Here is a 13,001-nt window from a genome sequence, read left to right as displayed (position 1 = left end):
AGATTGTCGGCCTCCTTGGCGATGTAACGCGCAATGACCTAGGCATCGCCGGAGTCGGTCTTGCCGCGGCAAGCCACACCTTTGGCGTAATGCTTGATGTCACGTGGGTTGAGCACGAAGACAGCGTGACCAGCCTTCTGGGCCGCTTGAACCACAAGCTCGTGGTAGCGATTGGTTGCCTCCACGCCAATACGGGACTTCGCCCGCAGACTGGACAGCCACTTGTTGATGGCCGAGGCTGAATTGGCGATCCGGAAGCTGCCCTTGGTGCCATGGTAGGCCACCACCAAGGTCCGTGAATCAGCATCAATACCGACGGCGAAACGATCTGACATCTGCGCAACTCCCAGCTATTGTTGAAGGGCTGGGGTGGTACCGCACCACGTTGGCTTGCCTACATCGGCGGCCCTCAAAGGCCGCTAGATCCTTTATCGACGTTAAGGTGCGGGATGGGGATCGCTCGACTCGTCTGTCGGCTGGTACCCGCAGATAACATGTTGACGGTCCCTCCACCCTGGCTCCTACATACCCCGTAGGAGCCGGGAGGAACATACAAGCCATGCTCGACTGCTGTCTGTCGGGAAGAGCAGCCGAGCATAGGCTCGGCTCTACAGTAAGGACACGTTGTATCCGTCAATGCCCATTGCAGTCGCAGCCACCCCACCCTTTCGCCTTCGACGTCTGGCCGATGCCCGGATTGAACGTATTGCTCGGGTCCAGCTGCTTGTAGAACCCGGCCAGCGCCGGCTTGGCCGGATACAGGTGGCCCACGTTGTGCTCGGCCGGGTACTCGGCGCCGCGCTGATCCAGCAATGACCACATCGCGTGTTCGATCGCCATCGGGTCTTCACCCTTGCGCGCGATGTAGTCCTGGTGGAACACGTGGCACAGGAAGTGGCCGTAGTACAGCTTGTGCAGCAGGCGGTTGTCGATGTCGGCGGGCAGCTGCTCGAACCAGTCGGCATCGTCACGGCGCAGCGCGATGTCCAGTGCCACGATGTCCTGCACCTGCTCACGGTGCACCTCGCGGTAGCGCACCGCGGCACCGGCCACCGCGAAGCGATGCAGGAACGCCTTGCGGCCCTCCTCCTCCGTGCAGTGGAAATAGCCGCCTTCATGGCCTGCGAAGAAGTCGCGCAACCAGGCCTCGGTCTGCGCTGCGTCCTGCGCGGACACCTTCAGCAGCAGATGATGTTCATAGCGCTGGCGGAACTCGCCCATGCGCTGTGGCAGGTGCGAGGGCAGCAGGCCGGTCAGCACCTGCATCACCCGGTCGGTGACCCCGCGCAGGCCCAGCTGCTCGAACCAGCCATCAACGCGGCTCTTCAGCGCGAAGGCGGCGGGCACGCGGGCGGTGCCGAGACGGTCGATCAGCAGGAAGCTGTCCTTGCCGTAGCGCTCACCGATGTCATAGGCATCGCGGTGGATGTATTCGCCAGCGATCGGCAGACGCTCGAAGCCGGTCAGCAACTGGCGCCGGATCGCGCTGAGGCTGTCGGTGCGGTTGCTGCCGATGTAGAAGACTTCGGCGGCCTCCTTCTCGAAGGTATCCAGCCGCACCGCAAACACGGCCAGCTTGCCGGCAGATCCTGCGGCTTCGAAGTGGCGGCTGGGGTCGGCATTGAAGCGCGCCGGGGTATCGGCATCGACCCGGCGCACCTCTTCGGCATAGCGCGGATCGGACGCGGCGCGACCATCGCCATCGCCGACGTCGGCGGCCGTATAGTCACCGGCCTGCAGGCGCTGCAGGATCTGCTCAGGCGTATCGCCCAATGCGATGCCCAGATGGTTGACCAGCTGCAGCTGGCCCTGCGCATCGACCTGCGCGTACAACGCCAGCTCGGTATAGGCCGGACCGCGACGCACCAGCGCGCCGCCGGAGTTGTTGCAGATGCCGCCCAGCACCGACGCGCCGATGCACGACGAGCCGATTACCGAATGTGGCTCGCGGCCGAGCGGCGCCAGCGTCTGTTCCAGCCGATCCAGCGTCGCGCCGGGCAGGCACAGCACCTGCCGGCCGCCGTTCAACAGCTGGATGCCGGTCAGGCGCAGCGTGCTGACCAGCACGATCGGACGCCCATAGTCGTCGCCATCCGGGGTCGATCCGCCGGTCAGGCCGGTGTTGGCCGCCTGCAGGATGATCGCCGCCCCACCCTGCACCGCCGCCTGCAGCACGTGCCACAGCTCCAGCAACGTGCCCGGCCGCACCACCGCCAGCACCGGGCCGTCGCCGAAACGGTAGCCACGGCGGAAGCGGCGCGTGGCCTTGTCACCGGTCAGGACATGGCGGCTGCCGACCGCATCGCGCAACTGCGCCAGCACGGCATCGTGGCCACTCACGGCAGGCTGACCAGCGAGTCGCGGCCGATATCGGCGATGCGGTGCGCACCGGTCAGTGTCATCGCCACGCGCATTTCCTTGGCGATCAGGTCCAGCAGGTTGGCCACCCCGGCTTCGCCCTGCGCAGCCAGTGCATAGACGAAGGCACGGCCCAGCAGCACGGTGTCGGCGCCCAGCGCCAGCATGCGAACCACGTCCAGGCCGGTGCGTACGCCGGAATCGGCGAGGATCTTCAAGTCGCCCTGCACCGCATCGGCAATGGCCGGCAGTGCGCGTGCGGTGGACAGCACGCCATCCAGCTGGCGGCCACCGTGGTTGGAGACCACGATGCCATCGGCACCGAACTTGACCGCATCGCGCGCATCATCCGGGTCGAGGATGCCCTTGATCACCATCGGGCCCTTCCAGAACTCGCGGATCCACTCCAGGTCTTTCCACGAAATGGAGGGATCGAAGTTGCTGCCGAGCCAGCCGATGTAGTCCTCCAGCCCGGTCGGATTGCCGCGATAGGTGGAGATGTTGCCGAGATCGTGCGGGCGACCGAACAGGCCCACGTCCCAGGCCCAGTGCGGATGGGTGATGGCCTGGCCGATGCGGCGCAGCGAAGCATTCGGGCCACTCATGCCGGAGTGCGCATCACGGTAGCGCGCACCCGGCACCGGCATGTCCACGGTGAACACCAGCGTGGTCACGCCCGCGGCCTGCGCCCGCTCCAGCGCGTTGCGCATGAACCCACGGTCGCGCAGCACATACAGCTGGAACCACATCGGCCGCTGGATGGCCGGCGCCACTTCTTCGATCGGGCACACCGAGACAGTGGACAGGGTGAACGGGATGCCCCGGCTGTCTGCCGCGCGCGCCGCCTGCACTTCGCCGCGCCGGGCATACATGCCGGTCAGGCCAACCGGTGCCAGCGCCACCGGCATCGCAATTTTCTCGCCGAACAGTTCGGTTTCCAGGCTCAGGTCGGACATGTTGCGCAGGATGCGCTGGCGCAGCGCGATGTCGGACAGGTCGGAAACGTTGCGCTTCAGCGTGTGCTCGGCATACGCGCCGCCATCGATGTAGTGGAACAGGAACGGCGGCAGCCGGCGTTGCGCTGCGGCACGGTAATCGGTGGAGGCGGAGATGATCATGGGGTCAACCGTGTGGGGAAGGTAGACGCGAGGCCCGCGCACGCCGGGCTTCGTTGTCATCGAGGGTGCGCAGCGTGGTGTGCACGAACTCGAGGTGGGCATGCGCGGCGGCGCGCGCGCGTTCCGGGTCGCCGGCCAGCACCGCGTCCATCATCGCGCGGTGCTGGTCGGACAGCGGCGAAAAGGTTCTCGCCGAGGTATAGAGCTTCTCGCGGCTCTGCGAGATGTTGGTCTGCAGCAGCTCGAACAGGCCGCGCATCACCTGCAGCAGCACCAGATTGTGCGACGCCTCGGCGATGGACAGGTGGAAGGCCGCATCGGCCTCGGCTTCACCGGTGGGATCGTCCTTGCCGTGCGCGTCCATCATCGTCTGGAACGCCTGCGCGATGCGTGCGCGATCCTCGTCGGTGGCGCGCAGCGCGGCATGCCAGGCGGTGGCACCTTCCAGTGCATGGCGGATCTCCAGCACGTCGAAGCGGTATTCCGGGTCGCCCTGGAACAACGGCAGGTACGGCGCCAGCGGTTCATCCAGCGCCTGCCGTGCGCGTGCGGCCGGTTCGGCCACATAGGTGCCGCCACCGACCCGTGCGGTCAGCAGGCCCTGGCTGGCCAACTGCGCGATCGCCTCGCGCAGTGCCGTGCGCGAAACTCCCAGCTGCACCGCCAGGGTGCGTTCGGCCGGCAGTCGGTCACCCGGCTGCAGCTGCTGTTCCTGCACCAGCCCGCGCAGCTGCGCGGCCACCTTGTCCGAGATACGTTGCGTGCTCATGGCGCCATTGTCGCCCGAAGCGCGCAGCGGGTGGTCGGCCGACCGTGCATGGCTCAGGGAATCATCCAGGTCAGCCAGTAGGCCTGCGCCAGGGTGATCAGGCCGACCATCGTGGTGAAGACCAGGCTGTGCTTGACCGTGAAGCGGAACAGGTCCGATTCCTTGCCGGCCAGCCCCACCGCAGCACAGGCAATGGCGATCGACTGCGGCGAGATCATCTTGCCGGTCACCCCACCGGTGGTGTTGGCCGCCACCAGCAGCACGTCGGACACGCCGATCTGCTGTGCGGTGGTGGCCTGCAGTGCCGAGAACAAGGCGTTCGACGAGGTGTCCGAGCCGGTCAGGAACACGCCCAGCCAGCCCAGGAACGGTGAGAAGAACGGGAACGCATCGCCGGTATGTGCCAGCGCCAGGGCCAGCGTGGCCGACAGCCCCGAGTAGTTGGCGATGAAGGCGAAGGCCAGCACCATGCCGATCGAGTAGATCGGCATGCGCAGCTCGCGCACGGTCTCACCGAAGGTCTGCAGCGCCGAACGGGCCGGCATGCGCAGCGCGATGATGGCGATCACCGCAGCGAGGATGATCGAGGTGCCGGTGGCCGAGAACCAGTCGAACTTGTAGATCGCCTCGTAGCTGAGCGGCGCGTCCACGATCGGTGGCATCTTCTGCACCATCCGGTCGAGGCCCGGCACCGGGATCTTCAACACCCAGCTTTCCAGCGGGCCGCCGGCCGCGAACAGCGACTTGAACGGCTTGATGCTCCAGAGGGTAACCATCGCGGTGAGGATCAGGAACGGCGACCACGCCTTGGCGATCTGGCCGGCGCTGTAGCGCGGCGCCTCCAGTGCCTGGGCGGCCGCCTCGGCGCTGGTTTCGGTATCGAAGCGGAAGATGCGCACCGGCTTCCAGCGACGCAGGAACAGGGTCAGGCAGACCAGAGATGCCAGAGACGCGGTGATATCCGGCAGTTCCGGGCCGATGAAGTTGGATGTCAGGTACTGCGCGATGGCGAACGAGCCACCGGCCACCAGCACCGCCGGCCAGGTTTCCTTGATGCCGCGCCAGCCATCCATGATCGCCATGATCCAGAACAGCACGATGATCGTAAGGAACGGCAGCTGGCGTCCGGCCATCTGGCCAATCTCGAACGCATCCAAGCCGGTGACCTGCCCGGCCACGATGATCGGAATGCCCATTGCACCGAACGCCACTGGCGCCGTGTTGACGATCAGGCACAGGCCAGCGGCATACAGCGGCTTGAAGCCCAGCCCGACCAGCAGCGCCGCGGTGATCGCCACCGGCGCGCCGAAGCCGGCCGCACCCTCCAGGAAAGCGCCGAAGGCGAAGCCGACCATCAGCATCTGCAGGCGCTGGTCCTCGGTGACCGACAGGATCGAAGCGCGGATGATGTCGAACTGCCCGGTCTTGACCGAGACTTTGTACAGGAACACCGCGCCGATGATGATCCAGGCAATCGGCCACAGGCCGTAGACGAAGCCGAATCCGGCTGCGCCCAACGCCTGGGTCAGCGGCATGCGATAGAACAGCAGGGCCACGCCAAGCGCAATGGCGACGGTGATCGTTCCAGCCAACCAGCCCTTCATCCGCAATACGGCCAGGGCGATGAAGAAGAACGCGATCGGCAGCAGCGCGATCAGGCTGGACAACCACAGGTTGCCGGCGGGGTCGTACAGGTGTTGCCAGGGCTGCATGAAGGCTCTCGACTGGGGGCGGAATGTGCCCACCGCAGGCGGTGGGTTGCCGTGGTCGTCGACTATTGGTACTACCAATAGTGAAATAGAACAGACCACTTGCGGCGAATTGAACCGCCATTCCGGCGAAGAGCCTATTAGACCATAGCGCTATACTGAATATTGGTACGACCAATATGGCATCCCGTGGTAGTGCCGGCCGCTGGCCGGCAACTCGAGATTCCCTAGGAAATCCGCCTCTCCAACCGCCGCATCACCGCCAGCACCAGCACGCACAGCACGCTGACCCCGATCGCGATCACGTACTTGCCGATGCCCACGGCGATGCCGATGGCCGCCGCCATGATCAACGAACTGGCAGTGGTCAATCCGCTGACCTGGTCCTCGCGCGAGCCGCGCAGGATGGTGCCGGCCGCAACGAAACCGACGCAGGCGACCACCGCTTCGATCAGTCGTACAGGGTCGACCTGCAGCAGATCGCGATAGCGCTCCTGCTGGAAATGCTCGGCTACCGAATCGCCGAGGCCGACGATCAGCGCAGCGGCGCCGGCAATCAGCATGTGGGTGCGCAGGCCGGCGGCGTGCTTGCCCATTTCGCGCTCGACGCCAAGCACGCCGCCGAACAGCATGGCCGCGGCCACGCGCAGCAGGATCGAAACATCCTGGGTGAGTTCCATCGGGGAGGCTCCGGAGGTTTTCCGGAGCGTCGCGCGGAACGCGTGGCACCGTAGTGAAGGTGCGACCACCGTTCGTTCACCCGACAGCGCCAGGCAACGCCCGGCGCCATCGGTGATCAACATATCATTGCGCCAGGTAGCCGCCATCGATGGCGTAATAGGTGCCGGTCGCGAACGAGGCATCGTCGCTGGCCAGCCAGGCCACCAGCGCCGCCACTTCTTCGGCCGTGCCCAGCCGCTTCAATGCGTGGCGCCCTTCCAGCGTGGCGCGCACCTTCGGGTCCATTTTCTCCAGCAGCGGCGTGCTGATGAACCCCGGGCCGACCGCATTGACCCGGATACCGTCGGCGGCGTGTTCCCACGCTGCCGTCTGGGTCAAGCCAACTACGCCGTGCTTGGCTGCCACGTAAGCGGTAGAGCCGGCATAGCCGACCTGGCCCAGGATCGAGGCCATGTTGATGATGCTGCCGCCGCTGCCGGCTGTGCGCATGGCCTGGATCTGCGCACGCTGGCACAGGAACACGCTGGTCAGGTTCACGTCGATCACACGCTGCCAGCCGTCGATCGGATAGTCACCGCTGCTGGCCGCCGGCCCGCTGATGCCTGCATTGTTGACGGCGATGTGCACGCCACCAAGCTCCTTGACGGTGCGCTGCACCGCAGCCTCCACCGCCGCATCGTCGGTGACGTCCAGGGCGATACCAATCGCCTGGCCACCGCTGGCCTGCAGCTGCGCGACCGTGGCATCCACCGCGTCCTGCTTCAGGTCCCACACCGAAATGCGGGCACCGGACGCTGCCAGGATCTGCGCCACCGCCAGGCCGATACCGGATACACCTCCGGTTACGATCGCGGTCTTGCCACCGAGCTGGTAATCGATCATCTGCGTTCTCCATCGTTGGGGGTATTGATGCGGCATGCAGCCGCCAACCCTGCACGCTACGCCTCCGCCCGTGATGACCTGGCTGACGCGCTGTCCGCAGACGATCGTTCCAGCAATGAAAGCTCAACATCGGTTGATGTATGGAATTGCACACGGACATGCGTGCAAAACGCCGGCGTATGTTTGCGACGTTTTCACTTTGGCCGTAATCATCAATCGTTTTGACCCTATTGAAATCAAAACCGCGCGAATCGAGGCCACAATAGGAAACGTTTCCAGTTTCTTCGACACAATCATTCCCATCTGGCGCATCCCCAGCCATCCAGAGTGCCGTGACCTCCGCATCGCAGCGGAATCGCACAGGCAACGACCGGGCCTGCAGCTGTATCGCAGGGTTCCTGGGCCAGGCACCGCCAGCATCCACCTCAGAGCATGTGCCGAGCGATGTCCCGATATTTCACCTTTGCCGACTACCGCCGTTTCGGCAACCGCCATGGCTTCGATTACCGCGCCGATCCAGAACACCTGCGCGACGACCAGTGGGCCGGCCACGGCGAGGTCAACGAACAGTTCCTGCGCGGCGGAATGAGCCTGATCGCATCCGATGTGCACAATCGCTTCCCCTACGTCGCCACTGCCCAGCAGCGACCCGGGCTGGCCATCCGCGTGATGCTGCAGGGCGAGGTCGACGTGCGCATGCCACGACGCGCCGGCTTCACTCTGCGCGCCGGCACGGCGATGACCGCGCACCACCGCGAACAGATCGAGATGACCGGCGCGCATCCTGGGGAAACACGCATGCGTGGGGTCAGCGTGATGGTGCCGAGCGAGCTCGATCCGGACCTGTTCCAGCTGCCGCAGCTGGAGAGCGCACTCAATGCGCATCTGGAATGCCGCCACTGGGCGATTCCGCACACGCTGCTGCCGGTGTTGGGGCAACTGTTCGACAGCCCCTGGCAGGACGGCATCGATGCGCTGTGGCGCGAGGGCGTGGCCCTGCAGTTGCTGGCGGTGGGCCTGCAGGCCGAGGATCTACAGACCGACCACGTGCGCACGCTGCGCGCGGGACAGCGCGAGCGGCTGGAGCGTGTGCGCGCCTATCTGCATGATGACCCCAGCCACGCCCACAGCCTGCTCGAACTGGCGCAGCTGGCATGCATGAGCCCGAGCTCGCTGCGTCGGCACTTCGCCCAGCAATATGGCAGTTCGGTGTTCGACTACCTGCACGAGCAGCGCATGCGCCACGCCGAACAAGGCCTGCGCGAAGATGGCTGGACGGTCGAGCAGGCGGCGGCCGCCAGTGGCTACCGTCACCCCAGCAATTTCGCGGCCGCGTTCCGCAAGCGTTTCGGCCTGGTGCCCAGCCGCTGGCGGACCGGTCCGTCAAAGGTCGGGTAGCAGCTCCTGCCCTGGCAGGTGTCGACCTTGGTCGACACGCTTTGGCACCGTCGCGGATGCCGGCCAGCGGCCGGAACTACCCCCATCATGCGACCACGGCCAACGCGCCATGGCCCCGCATTGGTAGGTGTCGACCTTGGTCGACACGCTTCGGCGCTACCGCAGCCGCCGGGCATCGCGTGCCCGGCGCATCTCATCAAACTCAATACACCGGCAGATCGATGTAGCTGGCCTGCGCCGCGCTGTGCCAGACCCGCTGCGTGGCCTTCTGGTAGTCGCCCGGTTTGGCCAGGTAGATGTTCGGCACGTAGGTCTGCGGGTTGCGGTCGTACAGCGGGAACAGGCTGGACTGCACCTGCACCATCACCCGGTGCCCCTTCTGGAAGGTGTGGTTGGCGTTGGGCAGGTCGAAGCGGTACGGCAGCACTTCGTTGGCAGCCAGCGGCTTCGGATCGCTGAAGCTCTCGCGGTAGCGGCCGCGGAAGATCGCCAACGACACAGGCAGCTCGTAACCGCCCATCTCCGGCGTCGACGCTTCCTGGTCCGGATACACGTCGATCAGCTTCACCACCCAGTCGCTGTCGGTGCCGCTGGTCGACGCCTGCAGGTGAACCACCGGCGCGCCGCCGATGCGCAGCGGCGCGGTCAGCGGTTCGGTGATGAAGGTCAGCACGTCCGGGCGGCCATCAACGAAGCGCTGGTCCTTGACCAGCCAGGTGGTCCACATGTCGCGGTCGCCGAAGCGCACCGGGCGCGGCACGAACGGCACCGGCTTGGCCGGGTCGGATACGTATTCCTCGAAGTCACCCTCGCCCGCCGCCGGCGCCTGGAACGCCAGCTTGCCGCCGGCACGCAGGTACAGCGGCTTGCTGCTGGCGGCACAGCCCTTGTCACAGCTGCGCGGCCAGCCCTTCAGGCGGTCCCAGTGATTCTCGCCCGTGTTGTAGATCAGCACCGGCGGCGTGTCGGCCTTCGGCGCTCCGTCCACCAGGTACTGGTCGAAGAACGGCTTGAGTACATCGCGGCGGAACTGCAGCGCGGTATCGCCATCGAACTTCAGCGCACCCAGTTCGTTGCCGCTGTAATTCACCTGGCTGTGCCGCCACGGGCCCATCACCAGGTAGTTGCGGTTGTTGCCGCTGTCGCGCCCTTCCATCGCCTGGTAGGCGTGGTTGGCACCCCACATGTCTTCCTGATCCCACAGGCCTTGCAGCCACATGGTCGGCACCTTCAACGGCGTCTTGGCCATCACCGCGTCCAGCGCCTGGCCCTGCCAGAAGGCGTCATAGGTCGGATGCTCGACCAGCTTCTTCCACCAGGTCAGCTGGTCCACGCCGGTGAACCGCGCGTAGTCGCCGGCCGAACCGATGCGCAGGAAGGTGCTGTAGTCGTCGTAGCCGAGACTGGGCAGCGGCGTGCCCTTGCCGCGCTTCTCGGTCTGCATCGCGAAATAGTTGAAGTTGACCTGGCGGAACGCGCCGTAGTTGAACCAGTCGTCACCCATCCAGCCGTCCACCATCGGGCTCTGCGGCGCGGCCACCTTCAACGCGGGGTGTGGGTCGGTCAGCGCCATCACCACGGTGAAGCCTTCATACGACGAACCGAGCATGCCGACCTTGCCGTTGCTCTCCGGCACGTGCTTCACCAGCCAGTCGATGGTGTCCCAGGCATCGGTGGAATGGTCGACCTTGGTGTTGTTCAATGGCCCGCGCAGGGGCCGGGTCATCACGTAATCCCCCTCGGAGCCGTACTTGCCACGGATGTCCTGGAACACGCGGATGTAGCCGCCATCGACGAACACCTCGTCGCCCTGCGGCAGCAGGTCGCGCATGCGCGGCGAATCGCTGCGGTTGGCCCGGCCGGCGGCATCGTAGGGCGTGCGGGTCAGCAGGATCGGCGCGTTGCGGGCGCCCTTGGGCACCACGATCACCGTGTACAGCTTGGTACCATCGCGCATCGGCACCATCACCACGCGCTTGTCGTAGTCGCGGCCGACATCCGGCGCGACGAAGGGTTTGCCGCTGATGTCCGGGGTCATCGGCGGGGTATCGGCAGCCAGCACGCTGCTGGACAGGCAAAGGGCGATGGCTACAGCAACGGCTTGCACACGCATGGACAACCCCTTCCGGCAGGAAAGCCCCAAGCCTACTCCCGCCGGGTGCCGGGGAGTGTGGGCGGGCTTTGCATTCTGCGGCGGATGCAGGCAGGACTGATGGCACATGTGCCATCGCCCGGTAGTGCCGGCCGCTGGCCGGCAACGTCATGATCCCGGGGGCCGGTACGCGGTTGCCGGTCAGCGGCCGGCACGACCGATCAGGCTGTCGCTACTTCGTGCAGCGCCAGCCAGTGCCAGCGCCCTGCTTCCTGCCGCAGCACCGCCAGCGATTCCCGCCATGCGGGTGCGCCGCCATCGATCGAATGTCCTTCGCGATAGCGAAGCACTGCCAGTGGCGACGGCGCATCCACCACCTGTATGGAGTCGATGGAAATCTGCAATCCTGGGCGCGCGCCATGACCACCGGCGAACAGTGCCTGCACGGCATCGCAGTCCAGTCGACGGCCGCTGATGCCGACCATGCTGAAGTCCGCACAGAAGTGCGTCATCAGATCATCGAGCGCATCTGCGCCGACGTCGGCACGGAACCAGGCCTGCAGTTTGTCGTGCAGGTGGTGGATTTCATGTTCTGCGGTGGTATCCATCAGGCATTCTCTGGTTGCGGGAGGGAAAGCAGCTGCGGCCGGTGCAACAGCGCCAACGGCAGCAAGGTCAGTACAGCGGCCAGTCCCAGCGCCACGCTCGTGGCGCGTGCCGGCAGCCATTGCATGGCCAATGCCAGCAGCAGCGCGATGGCGGCGGTGCCAAGGCAGAAACTGAGCTGGCGGTTGAGATTCCACAGCGCGCTGGCATCGCCCAGTGCGTCGCCCTCGACACCGTGGAAAGCCAACGTCTGCGCGGTGCTGCTGCACAGGCTGCCGCCAGCACCCATCAGGGCAAACAGCGTGGCAGCCACGGCAAATAGCGGCTGCGGCAGCAGTGCCATCAGCAGCAGTCCAGTGGCCTGCAGCAGCATGCCGATGCGCAGGACCCTCACCGCGCCGAAACGCGCCAGCAGGCGCTTGCTGGCCGTAATCGCCAGCGCCGAGGCCAGCGCCCATGGCAGCATCAGCGCACCGATGCGTGCAGCGCTGTAGCCGGCCTGGTGCAGCTGCAACGTGCTGGCCAGTTGGCTGCCAATGAACACACCGGGTACTGCCAGATACACCAGCATTGCCAGCCGCAGCCCGCGATGGGACAGCAGCGACCAGCGCAGCAACGGATGGACCTGCCGCCGTGCATGCCGCAGGTGGGCCACCGCCAGCAGCAATGCGATCAGCAGCAGAACGGCACCGGCGGCACGATGGCCGGGCTCGCCCAACCAGGTGAGTGCCAGCAGCAGCACGCCCAGCGCGCTCATCGCCGTAGCCAACGCATAGGCCTGCAGGTGGGGGGCACGGCGTTCGCCATCGGCCGGCATCCACGCCAGCAACAGACCGATCGCCACCAGCGCCAACGGCAGGCTGGCCCAGAGCACGCCGCGCCAGGACAGCCACTGCACCAGCAACCCGCCCAGCGCCGGCGCCAATGCGGGCACCAGCAGCGCCACCAGCAGGATGCGCCGGGTCAACGCGCCGCGTTGGTCAGGCGTGCAGTGCCGGTACGCTGCCGCCTGCGCCACCGGAATCAGCAGGCCACCGGCCAGGCCCTGCAGCAGGCGCCAGCCCAGCAGCCAGCCAATGCCCGGCGCAGCACCTGCCAGCGCGGCAGCGGCCGCGAACAGCAGCAGTGCCGCCAGCAGCAGGCGGCGCTCGCCACAGCGTGCGGCCAGCCATGGCGCCAACGGGATTACCACGCTCAGGCCCAGCATGTAGGCGGTACCGACCCAGGCTAGGGTGCCGACGTCGGCATGCAGCTCGGCCGCCAATGCCGGATAGGCCACCGTGGCAATGAACATGTTGACCAGGTCCAGGGCGAACACCAGCAGGAAGATCGCCTCATGGCGCAGGCGGGGGGACGGCATCGACGGCGCTCCAGCAGGGAAGCGGCCA

11 protein-coding genes are annotated in these 13,001 nt (G+C 66.1%); 1 reads left to right on the top strand and 10 read right to left on the bottom strand.

The features are described from left to right. Positions 1–38: 38 nt before the first annotated feature. The 7 genes from ACMZPQ_RS03405 to ACMZPQ_RS03375 all read right to left on the bottom strand — a co-directional run bounded on the left by ACMZPQ_RS03405 (position 39) and on the right by ACMZPQ_RS03375 (position 7,517). Positions 39–335, bottom strand: a complete 297-nt coding sequence (locus ACMZPQ_RS03405; RefSeq protein ID WP_312646103.1) for an IS110 family transposase — start codon at positions 333–335, stop codon at positions 39–41. 298 nt (positions 336–633) lie between these two features. Then, positions 634–2,340 carry a D-lactate dehydrogenase gene (dld, locus tag ACMZPQ_RS03400; protein ID WP_197583124.1) on the bottom strand — a complete coding sequence of 569 codons (1,707 nt, stop codon included), beginning with the start codon at positions 2,338–2,340 and terminating at the stop codon, positions 634–636. Next, a complete protein-coding gene (gene lldD / locus ACMZPQ_RS03395) occupies positions 2,337–3,476 on the bottom strand; it encodes an FMN-dependent L-lactate dehydrogenase LldD (RefSeq protein WP_197583127.1) in 1,140 nt (379 codons plus the stop codon). Before lldD ends, dld begins: the two co-directional genes overlap by 4 nt. 4 nt (positions 3,477–3,480) lie before the next feature. Then, the gene (gene lldR, locus ACMZPQ_RS03390) at positions 3,481–4,245 is read right to left on the bottom strand and encodes a transcriptional regulator LldR (RefSeq protein WP_197583129.1); all 765 of its coding nucleotides are present in this window, start codon (positions 4,243–4,245) and stop codon (positions 3,481–3,483) included. A gap of 53 nt (positions 4,246–4,298) precedes the next feature. Next, complete coding sequence (lldP, locus tag ACMZPQ_RS03385) at positions 4,299–5,957, bottom strand: L-lactate permease (protein ID WP_197583130.1); 1,659 nt, start codon at positions 5,955–5,957, stop codon at positions 4,299–4,301. A gap of 224 nt (positions 5,958–6,181) precedes the next feature. Then, positions 6,182–6,634 (bottom strand): MgtC/SapB family protein, encoded by a 453-nt coding sequence (locus tag ACMZPQ_RS03380; protein WP_197583131.1) that lies wholly within the window; start codon positions 6,632–6,634, stop codon positions 6,182–6,184. 124 nt (positions 6,635–6,758) lie between these two features. Continuing rightward, positions 6,759–7,517 carry an SDR family NAD(P)-dependent oxidoreductase gene (locus ACMZPQ_RS03375; protein WP_197583133.1) on the bottom strand — a complete coding sequence of 253 codons (759 nt, stop codon included), beginning with the start codon at positions 7,515–7,517 and terminating at the stop codon, positions 6,759–6,761. A 444-nt stretch (positions 7,518–7,961) separates the two neighbouring features. On the opposite strand from ACMZPQ_RS03375, the gene ACMZPQ_RS03370 reads away from it, so the two are divergent. After that, positions 7,962–8,915: a helix-turn-helix transcriptional regulator gene (locus ACMZPQ_RS03370; protein ID WP_197583134.1), complete on the top strand. Its 954-nt coding sequence runs from the start codon at positions 7,962–7,964 to the stop codon at positions 8,913–8,915. Positions 8,916–9,117: 202 nt separating this feature from the next. Here the strand turns inward: ACMZPQ_RS03370 and ACMZPQ_RS03365 are convergent, their stop codons facing one another. From ACMZPQ_RS03365 to ACMZPQ_RS03355, 3 genes are all read right to left on the bottom strand, one after another. Further along, complete coding sequence (locus ACMZPQ_RS03365; RefSeq protein ID WP_197582609.1) at positions 9,118–11,028, bottom strand: CocE/NonD family hydrolase; 1,911 nt, start codon at positions 11,026–11,028, stop codon at positions 9,118–9,120. A 200-nt stretch (positions 11,029–11,228) separates the two neighbouring features. Continuing rightward, positions 11,229–11,615 (bottom strand): DUF4440 domain-containing protein, encoded by a 387-nt coding sequence (locus ACMZPQ_RS03360; RefSeq protein ID WP_197583236.1) that lies wholly within the window; start codon positions 11,613–11,615, stop codon positions 11,229–11,231. Beyond that, a complete protein-coding gene (locus tag ACMZPQ_RS03355) occupies positions 11,615–12,973 on the bottom strand; it encodes an MFS transporter (protein ID WP_197583237.1) in 1,359 nt (452 codons plus the stop codon). The genes ACMZPQ_RS03360 and ACMZPQ_RS03355 overlap by 1 nt, the downstream gene beginning before the upstream one ends. Positions 12,974–13,001: the final 28 nt, after the last annotated feature.

Origin of the sequence: Stenotrophomonas maltophilia (assembly GCF_047497515.2) — a bacterium.
Lineage (GTDB): Bacteria > Pseudomonadota > Gammaproteobacteria > Xanthomonadales > Xanthomonadaceae > Stenotrophomonas.
Note: the sequence above shows the minus strand (reverse complement) of the source record. Positions and strands in the feature narration are given on the sequence as shown.